We start from the raw sequence: 20,083 nt of genomic DNA, 5'->3' as shown, positions 1-20,083 counted from the left end.
ACGGCAGTACAGCGATATGCATCGGGGTCATCGCTGGAAGTTGCATACAAAGACATAAAAGGACCGCGCCTCGACGCAGCGGACTTGAGGAAACAGGCGTTTGCCACCGGGGGGAAAATCAATATGGGCGAACACCCGTCTACCGACGACGTATTCCATCGTCTGGTCGATTGCATCTATGAGTCCGCCATGGACGTCGCGGCCATGCCTGCCGCCTTGGATCTCTTTTCCCGCTACACCGGCACCGGCAGCCCAAGCTACCTGATATGGGACAAGCTCGCGGCGCGCGCGCGCCTCGGCGTGACCCCGCACGGCTGCTTCACGAGCGCAGGCAGCATGCCTGACAATATGCGTGCCCTGCCCGCGCACCTGACACCCGCAGGCGCGGCACGGGCATGCGCCACGATGTCCGTCGATGGCGCCACTGCCATGCTGGCCGAGCCAGAAGCAGCGGCAGCCACCTCCATCTATGACTGCAGCGGCCTCGCACAAGGCATCCGACTGTTCGACACCAGCGACGTGTGCGTGCTGATGAGCGCCACCCCCGCATCGTGCGACGCACTCGCGCATTGCCAGCAACGCGTGGCCCAGGTCATGCCCCATTGGGCGCGGGCGGCCCGCATGCAGCATCGCAATTTCGAACTGAGTGGCCTGGCATCGCTGGGCCTGGCCAGCCTCGATACGCTCGACTTCGGCGTCATGGTTCTGCAAGCCGACATGCGGGTGCGCTACGCCAATAGCTGGGCCGAAGCACTGGTCCAGGCCGATACCAATCTCGCCCTCGACAACGGCGTGCTGCGCGCCCGCGCAGAATCGATGCAATCAGTACTGGCGGGGCTGCTTGAGTCCGCAGTGCATGGCGGGCGCAATGGCACAGCCGCTGGCTCGTGGATGCACATCACCTCGGGCGGGCAACCGGTGCCCATCATCGTCATGCCGCTGGTATCGCGCCAGCCGGTGGAAGGCCCGTGGCAACTGCCGATGGCGATGATGCTGCTGGGCAACTCTGAGTCCCGATCCGTGCTCGACGCGGGCGTGCTGACCTCGTTGTTCGGTCTGTCGCGCAAGGAAAGCATCATCGCCATTCGCCTGGCTGCGGGTGAAACGCTCACGGAGATCGCCGAGCGCGAGTTCCTTTCGCCGCACACCGTGCGGGTGCATATCCGGGATACGCTGCGCAAGACCGGCACGCATCGCCAGTCGGAACTGGTGCGATTGCTGCACCTGCTGCCGGGTGTCGATCTGGAACGCGCGGGGGTGTCCTCGACGGCCCGGCCGCGCGATACGCGCCGGAGGCGCTAAGCCTCCGGGCGCATTCATCTCTCAGGCAGCGCGACGCTGAGGTTGATGGCGGCGTTCAGGCTTGCACTCGTACTTGAGTTCACGCCGCCCATCCTCGTAGGCCACTTCGAGCCTCACCGTGAAGCCCCATAGCCGCGTCACGTGCCGCACCACCTCGTCGAAATTCTGCGCCAGCGGCCTGCGGTCGTTCTGCAGGTGACGCAGCGTGAGAGAGCGGTCTCCACCAACATCCACATTCGTCACCTGGATGTTCGGCTCCATGTTCGACAGGTCGTACTGATTGGCCAGCAGATGGCGAATCTCGCGATAGCCTTCGTCGTCGTGGATGGCCGTCACGCGCAACTTCCCTTCGCGGTCGTCGTCGAGCACCGAGAACAGCTTGAGTTCGCGGATCACGCGCGGCGACAGGAACTGCAGCAGGAAGCTCTCGTCCTTGAAGTTGCGCATGGCGAAGTCGAGCGTCTGGCGCCAGTCGCTGCCCGCTATCTCGGGCGCCCAGCGTCGGTCTTCCTCGGTCGGGTTTTCGCACATGCGGCGAATGTCCTGGAACATCAGGAAACCCAGGGTGTACGGGTTCAGGCCACTGTAATACTGGCTGTGGTACGGCGGCTGATAGATGACGTTGGTATGCGCCTGCAACAGCTCGAGCATGAACGCGTCATTAACGAGCTTTTCCTCATAGAGCTGATGGATGATGGTGTAGTGCCAGAACGTGGCCCAGCCTTCGTTCATGACCTTGGTCTGGCGCTGAGGATAGAAATACTGCGCGATCTTGCGCACGATGCGCACGATTTCACGCTGCCACGGCTGCAGCTTTGGCGCGTTCTTCTCGATGAAGTAAAGCAGGTTCTCCTGCGGCTCCGGCGGGAAGGTCACCTCCAGCTCAAGTGCCTCTTCTTCCTGCCGCAGCGCGTGCGGCCGATGCTTGGGCAGTGTGCGCCACAAGTCGTTGACCTGCATCTGCAGGTAGCTCTCGCGTTCGGCCTGACGGGCCTGCTCCTCGGTGATCGACAGCTTCTTGGGCCGCTTGTAGCGGTCCACGCCGTAGTTCTGCAGCGCGTGGCAGGAATCCAGCAGCAACTCCACTTCCTGCTCGCCATAACGCTGCTCGCATTCCGCCACGTAGTTCTTGGCGAACAGCAGGTAGTCGATGATGGCGTCCGCGTTGGTCCAGGTGCGGAACAGGTAGTTGCCCTTGAAAAACGAATTGTGGCCATAGCAGGCGTGCGCGATGGTCAGCGCCTGCATCGGCATCGTGTTCTCCTCCATCAGGTACGCGATGCATGGATTGGAGTTGATCACGATTTCGTAGGCCAGCCCCATGTACCCGCGCTGGTATCCGCGTTCCGAGGCCAGGAAGTGCTTGCCGTACGACCAATGGTTGTAGCCGACCGGCAGACCTGACGATGCATAGGCATCCAGCATCTGCTCGGCGGTGATGATCTCGATCTGGTTCGGGTAAGTGTCGAGGCCGAAATCTCCGGCAATGCGGGCGATCTCGCGGTCGTAGCGCTGGATGAGCTCGAAAGTCCACTCCGAGCCCGTCGATAGATAGGCCATAGGCTTCCCCAGTATTCCCGGCGACGTTACCGGTCAGCTACCTGCCGGGCCACGCGGCCCGCTTCTGAAAGAGGTCGTGCAACACGGGATAGATCTCGTCGGCACCGATGATCCGCTGCATCGCGAAGTGCTCGAACTCGCCCTTCACCGTGAGGTACTCCTCCCAGAGATTCTGCGGTTCTTCCGAAGCCACCTCCACGTAGGCGTAATACTGCACAAGCGGCAGGATCGACTCGCGCAACAGGCGCCCGCAAAGCTCCGAATCGCCGGCCCAGTTGTCACCATCGGACGCCTGGGCGCAGTAGATGTTCCATTGGCTCGGCGGATAGCGGTCGTGAATCACCTCGACCATCAGCTTGAGCGCGCTCGAGACCACGGTACCACCGGACTCACGCGAATGGAAGAAGTCCTCCTCGTCGACTTCCTTGGCCACCGTGTGATGGCGGATGAACTCCACGTCGATGCGCTCGTAGTTCCGCTTCAGGAACAGGTAGAGCAGCATGAAGAAGCGCTTGGCCAGATCCTTGCGGCTTTCATCCATCGACCCCGACACGTCCATCAGACAGAACATCACCGCCTGCGCCTGCGGACGCTTCTTGAGCACGCGGTTGTTGTAGCGCAGATCCAGCTTTTCGATGAACGGCACCCGATCCACCTGGGCGCGCAGATGGCGCATCTTCTCCATCAGCGCCTCGGCCTTCTCGGAGTACGGATCCTTCTCGACTTCGTCGTTGTATTCGAGCTCGAGTTCGCGCAGGCGCTTGAGATAGGGGCTCGACAAGGCAATGCGCCGCCCGAGCGAGCTGCGCATCGTGCGCAGGATCGAAAGATTCGATGGTGTGCCGTCGATCGAGAAGCCGGCGCGCACCTTGCGCACTTCGGCGATCTTGGCGAGGTGACGCTTGGCCAGGTCTGGCAGCGCCATGTCCTCGAAGAAGAAGTTCAGGAAATCCTCGCGCGACAGCGTGAAGACGAAGTCGTCCTCGCCCTCGCCACTATCGCTGGCGCGAGACCCACCACCACCGCCACCCTGTTGCTGGCGGTCGAAGCTGTCGCCCCTGACGAACTTCTTGTTGCCCGGGTGAATCCACTCGCGCCGGCCACCCTGGCCGTGATGAAAAATCGGCTCGGAGATGTCCTTGACCGGAATGGACACCTGCCCGCTCTGTTCGATGTCCATGATCTTCCGACCGGACACCGCCTTCGCCACCGCTTGCCTGATCTGCTCGCGGTAGCGTTTGATGAAGCGTTGCTGATTGACGGCGCTCTTGTTGCCGCCGTTCTCCCGCCGATCGATGACCGTAGCCATAAGCCGCTCGCCCGTCTTGTTGAGACGCCAAACCAGAGCGTCAGGATCGGGAGCCGCCCAGGTGTCTCGGCGGCTCCGGGGACCGCGTCCGGTGGACTACGACGACTTCCTGACGCGCAGATACCACTCCACCAAAAGTCGAACCTGCTTGGGTGTGTATCCTTTCTCGACCATGCGGTTGATGAAGTTTTCGTGCTTGTCCTGATCTTCCCGCGACGATTTGGCATTGAACGAGATCACCGGCAGCAGATCCTCGGTAGTGGAGAACATGCGCTTTTCGATCACCATCCGCAGCTTTTCATAGCTGGTCCAGACCGGGTTCTTGCCACCATTGTTGGCACGCGCCCGCAGCACGAAGTTGACGATCTCGTTACGGAAGTCCTTCGGGTTCGAGATACCCGCCGGTTTTTCCACCTTCTCGAGTTCGTCGTTCAGCGCGTTGCGATCCAGGATCTCACCGGTATTGGGGTCGCGATACTCCTGGTCCTGTATCCACAGATCGGCGAACACCACGTAGCGATCGAAGATGTTCTGCCCGTACTCGGAATACGACTCCAGGTAAGCGGTCTGGATCTCCTTGCCGATGAACTCCACGTACGGCGTGGTCAGATACTCCTTGATATACGACATCAGCTTGGCTTCCTGCTCCGGCGGGAACTGCTCGCGCTCGATCTGCTGTTCGAGCACATAGAGCAGATGCACCGGATTGGCAGCCACTTCGGTGTTGTCGAAGTTGAACACCTTGGAAAGCACCTTGAACGCGAAACGCGTGGATAACCCGTTCATGCCTTCGTCGATGCCGGCATAGTCGCGATACTCCTGGTACGACTTGGCCTTCGGATCCACGTCCTTCAGGCTCTCGCCGTCGTAGACGCGCATCTTCGAGAAGATGTTCGAGTTCTCCGGCTCCTTGATCCGCGTGAGCACCGCGAACTGCGCCATCATCTTCAGCGTGTTCGGCGAGCACGGCGCGGCCGAGAGCGAACTGCTGCGCAGCAGCTTGTCGTAGATCTTTACCTCGTCGGAGACACGCAGGCAGTACGGCACCTTGACGATATAGATCCGGTCCAGGAAGGCCTCGTTGTTCTTGTCGGCCTTGAAGGTGGTCCATTCCGCTTCGTTCGAGTGCGCGAGGATGACGCCATCGAACGGAATCGCGCCGAAGCCCTCGGTACCCTTGTAGTTGCCTTCCTGCGTGGCGGTCAGCAACGGGTGCAGCACCTTGATCGGCGCCTTGAACATTTCCACGAACTCGAGCAGACCGCGGTTGGCCAGGCAAAGGCCACCGGAATACGAATAGGCATCCGGGTCATCCTGCGGAAAATCTTCGAGCTTGCGGATATCGACCTTGCCCACCAGCGACGAGATGTCCTGGTTGTTTTCATCGCCCGGCTCGGTCTTGGAAATCGCGATCTGCGCCAGCACCGACGGGCGCAGCTTCACCACGCGGAACTTGGTGATGTCGCCATTGAATTCGTTCAGTCGTTTGACTGCCCACGGCGACGGAATGGTATTCAGGTAGCGGACCGGAATGCCATAGTCTTCCTCCATGATCTTGCCGTCCTCATCAGCTGAAAACAGCCCGAGCGGCGATTCATGGATCGGTGAGCCCTTCAGCGCGTAGATGGGGATCTCTTCCATCAGCGCCTTGAGTTTCTCGGCGAGCGACGACTTGCCGCCTCCGGGTGGCCCGAGCAGATACAGGATCTGCTTGCGTTCTTCCAGGCCCTGCGCTGCGTGCTTGAAGAACGAGACGATCTGTTCGATCGTGTCCTCCATGCCATAGAAGTCGCGGAACGCCGGGTAGACCCGTATGACCTTGTTGAAGAAAAGCCGGGACAGACGCGGATCGTGGTGGGTGTCCACCAGCTCGGGCTGTCCGATTGCGGAGAGCATTCGCTCGGCAGCGGTCGCGTAGGCAGTAGGATCCTTCTTGCAGATCTCCAGGTATTCCTGGATGCTGTATTCCTCTTCCTTGCGTGCCTCGAAGCGTGTGGCGTAGTGGCCAAAAATGTCCATACCTCACTCCCGTCTGAGAAACACTCCGAGGCGAAGGCAGTGCTGCTCCCCCCGAAAGACTTCGCGGCAATCTTGCCTTCCACCACCCCGGCATGGCGGAGCTGCCATGTTGCGAAATCTTTACTTCATCATAGTCAAATAACGGCGAACGTGGACCGTGAGTTGACGATAGATATCGTCTGTCCGGTGATGGCGTTGTACGTCATCGTCATGCTCACTATTACCGGACACCTCGTCGTCCTATTCCGCAGCGACGGGCCATTGACCATGCTTGTGACACACCTTACACCTTTCCCGCACTATGTGCACGACGCGGTGTGTAACTCGCCCACCCAATATCGTTACGACCAATACCTTCGCGCAACGCGTTCGGCATCGACACAACAATGCCTTCGCACGCCTTCGTGCAACGCGCCCATCGCGCGCGTCAGACACATCGCGAGCAATGATTGCGCGCACAGCAAGACCATGTCCACGCGGCCAGCAGGGTCACGATCATCGCCGCCTCGCAACGCGTTGACGACTATCGCTGCGACATACCGCTGCGTCTTTCGTTCAACGTTTTCCGCATTAGCACTTTCGAATGATGAGTGCTAACCGACGCCGGCAAGAGACGTGCGACATATCGGCGCATCGCGCGTATGCACCTGTTCAGTGTTTTCGCTATCACCAGCAGCAATCGTCACGCACTTCCCAAGTGCGCGCGCCCTGACGCCGGCATTAACGATGAAGGAGTGAGCAGAATGCGTGCCACATCGGGCACGCATGTATGGACGCGTCGCGCTGCAATGCAGCATCGACGGAAAGCGGAAGGCTGGCCGGCCCCGGGATCAGCCTGAATTCGATCCGGGCCGGCCTCGGGACTCGGTCAGATCGGGTCCCAGTTGATGACGTCGGGCGAGCGGTCGAGCTTGAAGAAGCTGCCGCGCATCGCGGGCATGGCGATCTCCGCGACGGTCTCCGGCGTCCAGCCTTCGCCGGTATGGACCGAGCGCACCGGGCGCGACTGGCTCATCAGCATGATTTCGTTGGCACGCACCGCGAAGATCTGGGCGTTCACGTCCTTGGCCGCGTCGCTGGCCAGGAACACGGCCACCGGAGCGATCTTGCCGGCTTCCATCTTCTGCAGGCGGGCCACGCGCTCCTTCTCCGCAGGCGTCTCGGCCGGGATCGAGCTGGTCATGCGGCTCCAGGCGAACGGCGCGATGCAGTTCGAACGCACATTGAAACGGGCCATGTCCAGCGCGATTGATTTGGACAGCGCGGCGATGCCCAGCTTGGCCGCGGAGTAGTTGGCCTGCCCCAGGTTGCCGATCAGCCCCGACGTCGACGTCATGTTGACGTAGGCGCCGCTCTCCTGATCCTTGAAATAGTTGGCTGCCGCACGGCTGACGAAGAAGGTGCCGTGCAGGTGCACGTCGATCACCGAGCGCCATTCTTCCTCGTTCATCTTGAAGAACATGCGATCGCGCAGGTTGCCGGCGTTGTTGACCACGGCGTCGATGCGGCCGAAGGTGTCGAGCGCGCATTGCACGATGGCGTTGCCGCCAGCCCAGGTCGAAACGGAATCGGTATTGGCCACGGCCTGGCCGCCGGCCGCGCGGATTTCCTCGACCACGCGCTGCGCGGGGCCGGCATCGCCGCCTTCGCCGGTCATCGACACGCCCAGGTCATTGACCACCACACGCGCACCGGCCGCCGCCATGCCCAGGGCGATGCCTCGTCCGATGCCGCCACCGGCGCCCGTTACCACCACTACCTTGCCTTCCATCATTCCGCTCATCGTATCCTCCATTGGCTTGCTGTCTGCACGGACAGGGAAGCCTGCCCGTTTTATTGCAGAGCTGGATACGATAAATTGGCGGCCGAAACTTTGGAATTCATGAATCACAAAAGTGGGCTTCGTGCCCGCCGAAGCCATGCACTACGACCTGACCGATTTGCGGCTGTTTCTGAACGTGGGAGAAACAGAGAACATCACACGCGCGGCCGAGCGCAGCTTTCTCTCGCTGCCCGCAGCCAGCGCCCGCATCAAGCAGCTTGAAGAGGCGTTTCAGACCCAGTTGCTGATCCGCCAGGTGAAAGGCGTGCGCCTCACTCCGGCGGGCGACGCCCTGCTGCGCCACGCGCGCGAGGTGTTCCGGGAACTCGAATGCCTGCATTCGGACCTGCGCCCCTATGCCAAGGGTGTCAAGGGCCGCGTGCGCCTGCTGGCCAACACCACGGCCACCAACTCGTTCCTGGCCCACGCGCTGTCGCGCTTCCTGTCGGAGAACCCGGACGTCGACATCGAGCTGGAGGAGCACCTCTCGGCCGACATCGTCTCGGCCATCGGCAACGGGGCGGCGGACCTCGGCATCGTCGCGGGAGAAGTCGCCACCGCCGACCTGGACACGATGCAGCTTTGCAGCGACGAGTTGATCGTGATCGCCCCTGTCAACCATCCGCTGCCAGCCTTCAAGACACTGCGGTTCGCCGAACTGCTCGATAGTTGCCGCTTTGTGGGGCTGAATCAGTCGTCGGCGATCCAGTCATTCCTGGACCGCATCGCCAGCGGCATGGGCAAACGGATCAGCCTGCGCATCCAGGTGGGCAGCTTCGACGCGGTGTGCCGCATGGTGGAAGCCGGCGCCGGCATCGCCATCGTGCCGAACAGTTGCGCGCGGCGCTACGCCAGCCGCAAGGTACTGCGTTTCATCCGGCTGGAAGACGACTGGGCGCGGCGCGAGCTGCAACTCGTGCGCCGGCCGGGACGGGAACTGCCCCAGTTCGCGGAAACGCTGATCCAGTATCTGGTGGATGCGGCCCGGGAGCCGGTGTAGGTGTTTTCCCCCTCTCCCGCCGTGCGGGCGAGGGGACAAAACAATTGGCGCTACCCGCCTCAGTCCGCCTCAGTCCGCCTTCACGCCAGCGGCCTTGATGATCGGCGACCACTTGTCGATCTCCGAGGCCAGCCACGTGCGCAGCCCTTCCGGCGTCTGCTTGTCCTCGGGCACGATCACCGCGCCCAGATCCTGCATACGCGCCGCAACGGCCGGGTCCTTCAGCGCCGCGCGCAACGCGCCGTTGAGCTTGTTGATCACGGCAGGCGGCGTGCCCTTGGGCGCGTAGATCCCGTGCCAGACCTTGACCTCGAAGCCCTTCAGGCCGCCTTCGCGCAGCGTCGGCGCGTTCGGCAGCGCGGGAATGCGCTCAGCCGTGGTCACGCCGTACAGCTTGACCTTGTCGGCCTTGATATGGGTAAGCGTCTGCGTGGTCTGGTCGCACAGCACATCCACCTGACCACCCAGCAGCGCAGTCATCGCCGGCGCGGTGCCCTGGTATGGAATCGTCTGCACATCCACGCCGATCGCCTTCTGGAACAGCATCCCGCACAGCTGCGACACCGCGCCAAGGCCCGCATTGGCCAGGTTCACCTTGTTCTGGTTCTTCTGGATGTAGGTCACCAGCTCGGGCAGGTTGTTGGGCGGCAGGTCGTGGCGTCCCAGCAGCGTCATCGGCACATCCGCCACCTGGCCCACGAAGCTGAAGTCGGTCAGCGGCTTGTACGGCAGCTTCGAGTAGAGCGCCGGCGCGGTGGCCATGCCGTTATGGTGAATCAGGATCGTGTAGCCGTCCGGCGCGGCCTTGGCCACGTACGCGGCGGACACCGTGCCGCCGGCACCCAGACGGTTCTCCACCACCACGCTCTGGCCCAGCGTCTTGGACATCGCCGCCGCCACCGAGCGCGCCACGACATCAGTCGGGCCACCTGCCGCGAACGGCACGACCATCACGATGGGCTTGGACGGGTAGGCATCGTTCGCGCGGCCCTGGCCGGGAACGGCCACCGCCACGGCTGCTAGCGCGAGTGCCGCCCACGTCATGCCTCGCCACTTGCTGGTACCGATCGCTGGCAACTGCGGGAATGAGGTCATACGCTGTCTCCTGAATGCGCGTGTCATACGCGTCTGGTTTCTGGGATTCGAGTAGCGCGCAGGGTGAATCCACTGACCCGGCGGCACAATTCGGCATTGCCGAAGGGGGGGCGAGGGCATGAAAAAGTCGCGGGATAACCCGCATCCGCGCCAGTCCGCGCCCCCCGTCACACCCCTGGGACATCCCTAAGCCGGAACCGAAGCCGCGCTTCCGCAAATGCGAATGTCACTGCTCCGACCGGTCGGGAATAATGCGCCTACTCGATACTGACGGACATTGCCATGCATGCTGCACAGGACCAAGACCTGATTTACCCGGAAATCCGCGAGGCCGTACGTGACCTCTGCAAGCAATTCGATTCGGCCTATTGGCAACGCATCGAGGAACACAGCGCATTTCCGGAGGAGTTCGTCCAGGCGCTGACCCACGCCGGCTGGCTGTCCGCGCTGATTCCCGAGGCATACGGTGGCTCCGGCCTGCCGCTGACCGCGGCCTCCGTGATCATGGAGGAGATCAACCGCAACGGCGGCAACTCGGGGGCGTGCCACGGTCAGATGTACGTGATGGGCTGCCTGCTGCGCCACGGCTCCGACGCGCAGAAGCAGCGCTGGCTGCCCGGCATCGCCTCGGGCGAGTTGCGCATGCAGTCGATGGCCGTGACCGAACCGACCACCGGCACCGATACCACCAAGCTCAAGACCACGGCCGTGCGGCGCGGCGACAAGTACGTGATCAACGGCCAGAAGGTCTGGATCTCGCGCGTCCAGCATTCCGACCTGATGCTGCTGCTGGCGCGCACCACGCCGCTGGACCAGGTGAAGAAGAAGTCCGAAGGTCTGTCGGTGTTCGTCGTCGACCTGCGCGAAGCGATTGGCAACGGCCTGACGGTCCAGCCGATCCGCAACATGGTCAACCACGAAACCAATGAGCTGTTCTTCGACAACCTCGAAATCCCGGCCGAAAACCTGATTGGCGAGGAAGGCAAGGGACTCAAGTACATCCTCGACGGCCTGAACGCCGAACGTATCCTGATCGCCGCCGAATGCATCGGCGATGGCTACTGGTTCGTCGAACGCGCCAGCAGCTACGCCCGCGAGCGGATCGTGTTCGATCGCCCGATTGGCCAGAACCAGGGCGTGCAGTTCCCGATCGCGCGTTCATTCGTCAATGTGGAAGCCGCCAGCCTGATGCGTTACAAGGCCGCCCAGTTGTTCGATGCAGGCAAGCCCTGCGGCAAGGAAGCCAACATGGCGAAGCTGCTGGCCGCCGACGCTTCGTGGGAAGCGGCCAACGTCTGCCTGCAGACGCACGGTGGATTCGGCTTTGCCGCCGAGTACGACATCGAGCGCAAGTTCCGTGAAACGCGCCTGTACCAGGTGGCGCCGATCTCGACCAACCTGATCCTGTCGTTCGTCGCCGAACACGTTCTCGAACTGCCCCGCTCGTTCTGATACCCACCATGTCCGACATCGATACCCGCTATCCGACCCGCCAGCTCTGCGAGTTTCTCGCGCGGTTCACGCTCGCCGATGTGCCGTCGCCCGTCATCGAGCGCACCAAGGATCTGTTCCTCGACTGGATCGCATCGGCCATCGCCGGCAAGGACGCGCCCGCTGTGCGACGCATCCAGGAGTTCGCCGCCGCGATGGGCCCGGCCACCGGCCAGGCCGAGGTCTTCGTCGACCGCCGTCGCACATCGCCCTATTTCGCCGCGCTGATCAACGGCGCCTCGTCACACGTGGTCGAGCAGGATGACGTCCACAACGGCTCGGTGCTCCACCCCGCCGCGGTGGTGTTCCCGGCCGTAGTTGCCGCCGCGCAGGCGGAAGGCAAAACCGGCGCGGAAGTGCTGCTGGCCTCGATCGCCGGCTACGAAGCAGGCATCCGCATCGGCGAGTTCATGGGCCGCTCGCACTACCGCGTGTTCCACACCACCGGCACCGTCGGCACGCTGGCCGCTGCGGCGGCAGTAGCCAAGCTGTACGGACTCGATGCCGAAGGTATCAACCAGGCACTGGGTTCCGCGGGCACACAGGCCGCTGGCCTGTGGGAATTCCTGCGCGACGCCGCGGATTCGAAGCAACTGCACACGGCCAAGGCCGCCGCCGATGGCCTGCAGTCCGCCTGGCTGGCACGCGCGGGTTTCACCGGCGCGCGCCAGATCCTGGAAGGCGCGCAGGGCATGGCAGCGGGGATGTCCAGCGACGCCAATCCGGCGGCGCTGACTGATGGCCTCGGCACGCGCTGGGCCACGGCGGAAACGTCGTTCAAGTTCTTCGCCTCGTGCCGCCACACGCATCCGGCCGCGGACGCGCTGAAGGCGCTGATGCTGCGCGAAGGACTGCAAGCCGACCAGATCGCCGCCGTCACGGCGCACGTCCATCAGGGCGCGATCGACGTGCTTGGCCCGGTGGTCAACCCGGCAACGATCCATCAGGCCAAGTTCTCGATGGGCACGGTGCTCGGCCTGGTCGCCGTGCACGCCCATGCCGGCCTGGGCGAGTTCGAGCAGCATTCGCTGAAGGATGCGCAGGTCTCGGCGTTCCGCGACAAGGTCACGATGGAACTCGACGAGGAAATCAACACCGCCTATCCGCGCCAGTGGATCGGCCGCGTGACGGTGCGCACCACTGACGGCCGTACGCTGCAGGCGCGTGTCGACGTGCCCAAGGGTGACCCCGACAACACGCTGTCGCGTCCCGAACTCGAGGCGAAGGCCATCCAGCTCGGCGCGTTCCGCCACGGCGCGACCGAAGCCGAGATGCGCGCGATCATTGCGCGCGTCTGGCAGCTCGACCGCGAAGCCAACGTCAACGACTGGCTGCCCGCCGCCCGCTGATTACCACGAGAGCCTGCGAGATCCACATGACCACCCCTACCCTCGAAGAACTGCGCGAGTGGATCGGCCGCACCGAATCCCGCACCGAAACGCTCGCCGCGGAACCGGTGCAAGGGCTGGCGGCCACCTTCGACCTGGATGGTGACGCGCTCGTCAGCCAGCCGCTGCCACCGCTGTGGCACTGGCTCTATTTCCTGCCGCGCGCGCCGCAGCACGAAATCGGCGTGGACGGACATCCCGCGCTTGGCGGCTTCCTCCCGCCGGTACCGTTGCCGCGCCGCATGTGGGCCGGTAGCGAAGTGACGTTCAAACGCGGCCTGCGCGTGGGCGAAACCGTGACGAAGACATCGACCATCACCGATGTCCAGCACAAGTCTGGCCGCACCGGCGAACTCTGGTTCGTGACCGTCGATCACGAGTTCAGCGTCAACGGCGAAACCGCGCTGAACGAGCGTCATGACATCGTCTATCGCGCCATGCCCGAGCGCGGCCAGCCGCAACCGCCGCGTCCGCGACTGGCGCACACCGCGCAGTTCGGCCGGTCACTCAAGGCCGATCCGGTGCTGCTGTTCCGCTACTCGGCACTCACGTTCAACGGCCACCGCATTCACTACGATCTCGACTACGTGCGCGACGTGGAGGGCTACCCGGGCCTGATCGTGCATGGACCAATGCAGGCGATGCTGATGCTTGAACTGCTGCGGCACGAGCGCCCCGACGCGCGCGTGAAGCGCTTCGGCTTCCGCGGGCTTGCGCCGCTGTTCCATCTGGACACGGTCACCGTCGGTGGCATGGACGATGCGGAGACACCCGGGAAGGTGATTCTGTGGACCGGCGACGATGCCGGCGGCCAGGCAATGGCTGGCTGGGCGGAAGTGGAAGGTTGAAGGAAGGTTAGCGTCCCTCTCCCGCCACGCGGGAGAGGGACGCCGTCAATCTGCGAGGAATGCCCCTCAGATCACCAGCTCGATCAGGAACGGGCCCTTGCGCTGGTTGGCCATGCGGAACAGGTCGGCGAACGTCTCCATGTTCTCCGCACGCGCAGCTTCCACGCCCATACCGTTGGCCATCTTGACCCAGTCCAGATCCGGATTGCCGAGGTCGAGCATATCCAGCGCAGTCTTGCCAGGATTGGCACCCACACCAGCCAGCTCGCCCAGCAGGATCGCGTACTTGCGATTGGCCAGCAGCACGATCGTCACGTCAAGCTTTTCACGCGCCATGGTCCACAGCGACTGCAGCGTGTACATGCCCGATCCATCGGCCTGCAACGCCACCACGCGGCGGTCCGGTGCCGCGATTGCAGCGCCCGTGGCCAGCGGCAGGCCAGCGCCGATGGCGCCGCCGGTCAGTTGCAGCCAGTCGTGCGGCGCGGCATGGACCGTGCCGGGATAGAACGCGCGGCCGAAGCTCACACTCTCTTCCACTACTACGGCCTGTTCTGGCAACAGCGCGGTCAGCGTCTGCGCCACCGCCTCGGATGTCACCGCACCCTTTGCCGGCTCCGCCGTGATATGGGCCGAGGCCGGCAGCGGAGCATTACGCGCGCCCAGTTCGTCCGACAGGCGGGCCAATGCCTCGCCCAGATCCTCTTCGGGCCGGGCCAGCACGTGGATGACGGCATCCTCGGGGTACGGACGCGGCGACTTGCCCGGATAGGCGAAGAACGTGACCGGTGCGGGCGCGCCGACCAGGATCACATTGCGGATACCCGCCAGCTTCTGGCGTGCCACGTCACCGGAGTACGGAATACGGTCAACAGCCAGATGGCCACGTCCACGTGTCACGCGCGAATTCGACATCGGCGTGATCAGCCGCGCGTCGGTGGCGGCGGCAATCCGGTGCGCATCAGCCAGAGCGCCAGCGCGCAAGGCGTTGCCCGCCAGCACGATCAACGTGGGCTGGCCGCTGCGCAGCACGCGCGCGGCGTTCTGCACGACATCGGGCGACACCTTCGGCACGGCCAGCGCCGGCAGCGGCGCGGCCACCTTGCCACCCGCATCCCAGCAAACATCCGATGGCAAGATCAGGCTTGCCACGCCACCCGGTGCGGAAGTCGCGGCCTGCACCGCCGCGGCGGCATCGGCACCAACCGACGCCGCATGGGTAGCGGTGCGCGTCCAGACCGAAACCGGGCGCGCCCAACCTTCGGTATCCGCGGTCAGCGGCGCGTCGAGCGGGCGGTGATACGTGGCCTGATCGCCGATGATATTGATGATCGGCGTCTGCGCGCGGCGCGCGTTGTGCAGGTTGGCCAGGCCATTGGCCAGCCCCGGGCCGCAGTGCAGCAGCGTGGCGGCCGGCTTGTCGGCCATGCGCGCGTAGCCATCGGCTGCGCCAGTGACCACGCCTTCGAACAGGCCCAGCACGCATTTCATGCCGGGAATCCGGTCCAGCGCCGCCACGAAATGCATTTCGCTGGTGCCGGGGTTGGCGAAGCAGGTATCGACGCCGCAAGCCAGCAGCGTCTTCACCAGGCTTTCCGCGCCATTCATCGTGTCTTGAGTCTCCATTGCAGGTTCCGTATTGGGTGGGTGTTGTCAGGAATGGGGGGCGAGCAGATCGAAATCCAGGCAGACATACTCGGTCGGGAATTCGATCCGCGCGTAATAGACGATCACGTCGTCGACGCAGGCAAAACGCCGCAGTTCGGCCACGGGGGCGCCCACGGCAAGTTCGAGCGCGCTGGCGGATTCGGCACCGGCCGGAACGATCGACAGCCGCTGCCGCGCGGCATTGACCTTGAGGCCGGGAAATCGGTCGAGCACCGGCACCGACGCGCCGTGGCGGAAGGCCTCGGGGTCGCGCGCGAAGACATCGGCGGCGATATAGACCTCGCCCACGGCGAACGGCCTTCCATCGGTGCGATGAGCGCGGTGCAGGAAATGGTAGGCATCGGCGCGACGGCCGTCGCAGGGCATGCCCAGGTCATCAGGCAGCGGCACATCGGCGGTGGATTCGACGATGGCCTCCGTGGACAGCTTGTCGCCCACGGCCACGGCCTGGTTCCAGTTGATCGGCAACGCCATTCGCCGGCATTCACGGCCGCCCGCCTTGACGAACGTCCCCCGGCCACGCGAGCGCTCGACCAGCCCTTCCTCGTCCAGGCGGGAAAGGGCGTTGTGCATGGTCATGCGCGCCACGCCGTACTGACGGCAGAGCGCTTCGAGGGAAGGAATCTGTTCACCTGGCCGCCACGCGCCGCTTTCGATCTGTCGTCGAAAGATCGTGGCCAGCTGTAGATAGACAGGTTCGCGGCTGCGAGAGAGGAGGTCGTTGGCGTCCGGCATACGAAACGCGCCGGCATTCAGCCGGCGCGCCAAGTCGATATCGGACTCTATTAAAAGTCTAGGTAGCTAGACTACTAGGGTTTACCACGATCAGATTCTTCCATACGCGATCATGCAGCGACAGCTGCGGCAACAGGAAGTTGGGGATCGTTGCCGGCGGGGACCGCGTCGGCACGCAGCCAGTCCGCCACCGTCGCGCGCACCGCTTCGGCAAATGCCTGCTTGCGGCGCCAGGCCGACCGCTTCTTGGAAGGAATCTCCGCAATATCGCGTTGTGGCTGGCAGATCGGCACATCGACGTTGCCATCCGCAAGCGACGTGCCGTGGTACTCGGCCCAAAAGCCTTCGTAGTCCGCCAGGATTTCACGCGGCGTGTTGCGCTGCCGGCTGACGTGATTGGCGCGGGACACCCCCACCACACGCCGGGCGCCAACGTGTGCGGCGAACGCCAGCAACGCCTCCATCACGACATCCTTGGGCCGCAGGCCTTCGCTGGCCTTGGTGGCAAGGCGAATCCATTCGCGGCTCTGCTCGCCCATCGGCCCCTGCAGGCCGCCGACATAGATTTCCGGACCGTGGTCGCCACGCCTGAGATAGAAGCTCAGCTGCGTCAGGCAAACCCCGGTCTCGATATCGGTCCAGTAGAAAGCCAGCTCGCCTTCCTTGGGATTCGGGCCGGAATCGGCCAGACGAAGCTCGTAGCGCCCATCCTCGGACATCCACCGGAGTCCGCCGGACAGATAGATTCGATCGCAGACGCAAACGGGCAGTGCGGCTTCGGCCAGCACGTAGTGGTCCACCACCAACCTCGCCCGGTCACCAAAGCCCAGACCCAGCGCGCCAAGCGGCCGGAATGGCTTCTCCAGCATCAACGGCCGCGCCACCACCACCCGCTGCAGCAGCGGCGACGACGCTGCGGCGCGCAGCCACGACCGGGCCGAACCGGCCCGCACGGCCGACAGCGCAATCAGCTTGGCACGCCGCGTCAGCCACTTGCGGCTGCCCGCCGGATAACAGAAGGCAGATATCGACGCCACGGAGGCGAGATATCGCAGGTAATACGCCGGATAAAGGTCAACAAGCCCCCCCGCACGGGCGTGGACGAGCCCCTGCAAGTACGACACTGGTTCATGCACGACTGACTGCTCCCCTTGTATGGCACACACCGCCCTGGCTCGGGCTTGGCGTGCGCGGATTCAACCCTGGCCTCATGCGATACATGCGCTGAGGCTTTCGAGCCGGCCCGTCTCATTGAAATGTGATGTGGGGAACGCAGGCCTGGTCTCGTAATATTTCGTAACGTCTTGAAATATTATCGGTTGACCTCGTTACAAGATAGAGACGATTTCCCTAAGAAAGGAGGGTGAGAAGGTTCGGCCGACTCTTTTTTTCACGGCCACTTGCGAAACAGCCGCCGCCCGGCCATTCGCTCATTCGCTAGCCCCGGGCAGGCTTCCCCGCCCCCCGCGCACTTGCCAGGGCCGCCGCATGCTCCATCAGAAAATCCACGAACACCCGGACCCGCGACGGCAGCAGGCGCCCGTGCGGGTACATCAGACTGACCGGCCGTGACCGGCCGGCAAATGGCTGCAGGACCTCGACCAGCGTGCCGTCGACCAAGTCCCGTTCGACGATAAAGCGGTAGGTTTGGAACAGACCGGCACCGGACTTGGCCAGGGTGACGCCGGCAAGCACGTCCTCGGAGCACAGATAATGGCTTTCCGTGGCCAGCACCTCCCGTTCACGGCCGCCATCCATGAACAGCCACGCAATCGGCCGGCCACTGCTGGGCAGATCGAACTGAATGCACTCGTGCCGCTGCAGATCCTCGAGCGCCTGCGGCCGTCCGGCCCGCTTCAGATACCCAGGGCTTGCCACCACCACCAGTTCCGCATCTTCCAGATGCCGCGAGACCATTGTCGAATCCGGCTGCGCGCGGAACCGGATCGCCACGTCGAAGTTCTCCTCGTGGAAATCGATATTGCGGTTGCCGATCTGGATCTCGAACCTGAGGAGAGGGAACCGCTCGCGCAAGACGGGCAGCAAGGGCAGCAGCCGGTAGTGCCCGTAAGTCGTCGGCGCGCTGATACGCAGGGTGCCCGAAGGCTGAACCTGCTCGCCCGTGACTTTGCGCTCGGCCTCGATCAACTGGTTGAGCGCGCCACGACATTGCTCAAAGTAGCTCCTGCCGCCCTCGGTCAGCCGGATGCTGCGCGTGGACCGCACAAAGAGGCGCACGCCCAGGCGCTTCTCCAGCCGCGAGATCGAGCGGCTTACGGCCGCCGGCGTGACCCCGGCGGTGTTGGCTGCGGCGGTGAAGCTCCCCGCTTCGGCCGCGAGGCAAAACAGTTCGATGCTGCCGAGCAGGACGTCGTCGAAGTGCCTGTGCATATTTATTACCTCATGTAACAGGACAAGTGTACACAACCCCGTTTTTTGCTCTCTGATACCGGAATAGAGTGTGTTCAACCGGAGGCGGCACTGCAAACGCGACGCCGGTCCGCGTCACCTATCTCTCTGGAGCACATCATGAGCAACACACATCCCACCGTCATCATCACTGGCGCCACCAGCGGCATCGGCCTGGGTCTGGCCGGGGCCTTTCTGAAGGACGGGTACAACGTGGTCGGCACCGGCCGCTCGCAGGAACGCCTGCAAGCCACGGCCGCGCAGTTGGGCGCCGGCGAACGCTTCGTTGGCGTGGCTGGCGACGTCGCGCTCCCGGACACAGCACGCGAAGTCTTCGCGCAGGCCGTTGCGCGCTTCGGTCATGTCGACGTGCTGGTCAACAACGCCGGCATCTTCTCCGCCAAGCCTTTCGTGCAGTTCACGCCCGAGGAAATCGAGCTACAGATCGCGACGAACCTGAAGGGCACGCTGTATCCCTCGCAGGAAGCCGCGCGGCATATGAGCGAGCGCCGGCAAGGCAAGATCATCAACATCACCGCATCGATCGCGCTGCAGCCGCACGCCGGCGTGCCGGCACTGCTGGCCGTGGCACTCAAGGGCGGTCTCAATCAGGCCACCCGGGCCCTGGCGCTGGAACTGGCGCCGTTCGGCGTCACCGTGAATGCGGTCGCGCCCGGCGTGACGGACACCCCGATGCACGCAGCGGAAAGTCACGACGCGCTGGGTCGCCTGCATCCACTGGGCCGCATCGCCCGCATCGACGAGATCAACGCCGCCGTGCTCTACCTCGCCAAGGCGGACTTCGTATCCGGCACCGTGCTGGCAGTAGACGGCGGCTACAGCGCCGGCCGCTGAATGGTCTTGTGCCGCCGTCGCCGCGCCCCTTGCGAGCGACGGAGGCCCCTGCCCCAACCGTCATCGCCCCGTGATCAACACCGGAGCCAGCTCATGATCAATGCCAACGCGTTCGATACCCTCGCGCAGCAACGGCTCGCGGCGCGCAGCCTGATGCTGCCCGATCCGCCCAGGCCTTTGGGCAACTACACCGCCGTCAGCCAGGCAGGCAATCTGCTCTTTATTTCTGGACAATTGCCGCTGGCCGACGGCAAGGTCGTCTGGCAGGGGCAGGTCGGCAGGGACCTGACCCTGGAAGAAGGCCGGCAAGCCGCCGTGCTGGCCGCGCTCAACGTACTGGCCCAGATCCACGCGTACCTGGGTGGCTTCGACCGCCTGGATCACATCGTGCGGGTGGAGGGCCATGTCGCCAGCGCGGAAGGCTGGCTGCAGCAGCCGGCGGTCATAGATGGCGCCTCCGATCTGCTCGTGGATGTGCTGGGCGCAAGGGCTGGCCATGCGCGGACGATCTCCTCGCATTTCCAGCAGCCCGGCAATGCGGCGGTCATCCTCGTGGTGATCGCCCAGATCCGCACCCAATGA

General features: G+C 63.9%; 16 protein-coding genes. 7 read left to right on the top strand and 9 right to left on the bottom strand.

The genetic code is table 11. The annotated features are described in order from the left end of the window. Positions 1-123: 123 nt before the first annotated feature. Entirely contained in the window at positions 124-1,302 is a 1,179-nt protein-coding gene (locus D769_RS16330; RefSeq protein WP_008647024.1) for a helix-turn-helix transcriptional regulator, read from the top strand. Between the two features lie 21 nt (positions 1,303-1,323). Here D769_RS16330 and D769_RS16325 read toward each other — a convergent pair whose 3' ends face one another. The 4 genes from D769_RS16325 to D769_RS16310 form a co-directional block, all read right to left on the bottom strand. Next, positions 1,324-2,862, bottom strand: coding sequence for a SpoVR family protein (locus tag D769_RS16325; protein ID WP_008647022.1), 1,539 nt, complete (start codon positions 2,860-2,862; stop codon positions 1,324-1,326). A gap of 37 nt (positions 2,863-2,899) precedes the next feature. Beyond that, positions 2,900-4,171, bottom strand: coding sequence for a YeaH/YhbH family protein (locus tag D769_RS16320; protein ID WP_008647021.1), 1,272 nt, complete (start codon positions 4,169-4,171; stop codon positions 2,900-2,902). Positions 4,172-4,267: 96 nt separating this feature from the next. Continuing rightward, positions 4,268-6,190, bottom strand: coding sequence for a PrkA family serine protein kinase (locus tag D769_RS16315; protein WP_008647020.1), 1,923 nt, complete (start codon positions 6,188-6,190; stop codon positions 4,268-4,270). An 868-nt stretch (positions 6,191-7,058) separates the two neighbouring features. Further along, positions 7,059-7,973 (bottom strand): SDR family NAD(P)-dependent oxidoreductase, encoded by a 915-nt coding sequence (locus D769_RS16310; protein WP_008647017.1) that lies wholly within the window; start codon positions 7,971-7,973, stop codon positions 7,059-7,061. A 136-nt stretch (positions 7,974-8,109) separates the two neighbouring features. Here D769_RS16310 and D769_RS16305 point away from each other — a divergent pair, with 136 nt between their 5' ends. Continuing rightward, positions 8,110-9,012, top strand: coding sequence for a LysR family transcriptional regulator (locus tag D769_RS16305; RefSeq protein ID WP_008647015.1), 903 nt, complete (start codon positions 8,110-8,112; stop codon positions 9,010-9,012). Positions 9,013-9,081: 69 nt separating this feature from the next. Here D769_RS16305 and D769_RS16300 read toward each other — a convergent pair whose 3' ends face one another. After that, positions 9,082-10,107 carry a tripartite tricarboxylate transporter substrate-binding protein gene (locus D769_RS16300; RefSeq protein ID WP_008647013.1) on the bottom strand — a complete coding sequence of 342 codons (1,026 nt, stop codon included), beginning with the start codon at positions 10,105-10,107 and terminating at the stop codon, positions 9,082-9,084. 282 nt (positions 10,108-10,389) lie between these two features. On the opposite strand from D769_RS16300, the gene D769_RS16295 reads away from it, so the two are divergent. From D769_RS16295 to D769_RS16285, 3 genes are read left to right on the top strand one after another with little or no spacing between them, the layout of a single operon-like run. Then, positions 10,390-11,559 carry an acyl-CoA dehydrogenase family protein gene (locus D769_RS16295; RefSeq protein WP_008647012.1) on the top strand — a complete coding sequence of 390 codons (1,170 nt, stop codon included), beginning with the start codon at positions 10,390-10,392 and terminating at the stop codon, positions 11,557-11,559. 8 nt (positions 11,560-11,567) lie between these two features. Beyond that, positions 11,568-12,947, top strand: coding sequence for an MmgE/PrpD family protein (locus D769_RS16290; RefSeq protein ID WP_008647010.1), 1,380 nt, complete (start codon positions 11,568-11,570; stop codon positions 12,945-12,947). 26 nt (positions 12,948-12,973) lie between these two features. Further along, entirely contained in the window at positions 12,974-13,834 is an 861-nt protein-coding gene (locus D769_RS16285; RefSeq protein WP_008647008.1) for a MaoC family dehydratase N-terminal domain-containing protein, read from the top strand. A gap of 66 nt (positions 13,835-13,900) precedes the next feature. On the opposite strand, the gene D769_RS16280 is transcribed toward D769_RS16285, so the two are convergent. The 4 genes from D769_RS16280 to D769_RS16265 form a co-directional block, all read right to left on the bottom strand. After that, positions 13,901-15,442, bottom strand: a complete 1,542-nt coding sequence (locus D769_RS16280; protein WP_008647006.1) for an acetolactate synthase large subunit — start codon at positions 15,440-15,442, stop codon at positions 13,901-13,903. Positions 15,443-15,487: 45 nt separating this feature from the next. Continuing rightward, positions 15,488-16,237 carry a GntR family transcriptional regulator gene (locus D769_RS16275; protein WP_011518410.1) on the bottom strand — a complete coding sequence of 250 codons (750 nt, stop codon included), beginning with the start codon at positions 16,235-16,237 and terminating at the stop codon, positions 15,488-15,490. Between the two features lie 110 nt (positions 16,238-16,347). Continuing rightward, positions 16,348-17,373, bottom strand: coding sequence for a VirK/YbjX family protein (locus D769_RS16270; protein WP_081596814.1), 1,026 nt, complete (start codon positions 17,371-17,373; stop codon positions 16,348-16,350). A 301-nt stretch (positions 17,374-17,674) separates the two neighbouring features. Beyond that, positions 17,675-18,628 (bottom strand): LysR family transcriptional regulator, encoded by a 954-nt coding sequence (locus tag D769_RS16265; RefSeq protein WP_008647000.1) that lies wholly within the window; start codon positions 18,626-18,628, stop codon positions 17,675-17,677. Between the two features lie 138 nt (positions 18,629-18,766). Between D769_RS16265 and D769_RS16260 the strand changes: the two genes are divergently transcribed. Next, positions 18,767-19,501: an SDR family NAD(P)-dependent oxidoreductase gene (locus tag D769_RS16260; protein ID WP_008646999.1), complete on the top strand. Its 735-nt coding sequence runs from the start codon at positions 18,767-18,769 to the stop codon at positions 19,499-19,501. Between the two features lie 153 nt (positions 19,502-19,654). Then, positions 19,655-20,083 (top strand): RidA family protein, encoded by a 429-nt coding sequence (locus D769_RS16255; protein WP_234707101.1) that lies wholly within the window; start codon positions 19,655-19,657, stop codon positions 20,081-20,083.

The organism is Cupriavidus sp. HMR-1, assembly GCF_000319775.1.
Classification (GTDB): domain Bacteria; phylum Pseudomonadota; class Gammaproteobacteria; order Burkholderiales; family Burkholderiaceae; genus Cupriavidus; species Cupriavidus metallidurans.
The sequence above is the reverse complement of the archived record's forward strand: the minus strand, read 5'-3'. Positions and strand labels throughout refer to the sequence as shown.

Coding starts and splice junctions, on each gene's coding strand:
- D769_RS16295 (WP_008647012.1), top strand. CDS start 10,390: ATGCATGCTGCACAGGACCAAGACCTGATTTACCCGGAAATCCGCGAG.
- D769_RS16275 (WP_011518410.1), bottom strand. CDS start 16,237: ATGCCGGACGCCAACGACCTCCTCTCTCGCAGCCGCGAACCTGTCTAT.
- D769_RS16285 (WP_008647008.1), top strand. CDS start 12,974: ATGACCACCCCTACCCTCGAAGAACTGCGCGAGTGGATCGGCCGCACC.
- D769_RS16305 (WP_008647015.1), top strand. CDS start 8,110: ATGCACTACGACCTGACCGATTTGCGGCTGTTTCTGAACGTGGGAGAA.
- D769_RS16290 (WP_008647010.1), top strand. CDS start 11,568: ATGTCCGACATCGATACCCGCTATCCGACCCGCCAGCTCTGCGAGTTT.
- D769_RS16300 (WP_008647013.1), bottom strand. CDS start 10,107: ATGACCTCATTCCCGCAGTTGCCAGCGATCGGTACCAGCAAGTGGCGA.
- D769_RS16265 (WP_008647000.1), bottom strand. CDS start 18,628: ATGCACAGGCACTTCGACGACGTCCTGCTCGGCAGCATCGAACTGTTT.
- D769_RS16310 (WP_008647017.1), bottom strand. CDS start 7,973: ATGAGCGGAATGATGGAAGGCAAGGTAGTGGTGGTAACGGGCGCCGGT.
- D769_RS16280 (WP_008647006.1), bottom strand. CDS start 15,442: ATGAATGGCGCGGAAAGCCTGGTGAAGACGCTGCTGGCTTGCGGCGTC.
- D769_RS16330 (WP_008647024.1), top strand. CDS start 124: ATGGGCGAACACCCGTCTACCGACGACGTATTCCATCGTCTGGTCGAT.
- D769_RS16325 (WP_008647022.1), bottom strand. CDS start 2,862: ATGGCCTATCTATCGACGGGCTCGGAGTGGACTTTCGAGCTCATCCAG.
- D769_RS16315 (WP_008647020.1), bottom strand. CDS start 6,190: ATGGACATTTTTGGCCACTACGCCACACGCTTCGAGGCACGCAAGGAA.
- D769_RS16260 (WP_008646999.1), top strand. CDS start 18,767: ATGAGCAACACACATCCCACCGTCATCATCACTGGCGCCACCAGCGGC.
- D769_RS16320 (WP_008647021.1), bottom strand. CDS start 4,171: ATGGCTACGGTCATCGATCGGCGGGAGAACGGCGGCAACAAGAGCGCC.
- D769_RS16255 (WP_234707101.1), top strand. CDS start 19,655: ATGCTGCCCGATCCGCCCAGGCCTTTGGGCAACTACACCGCCGTCAGC.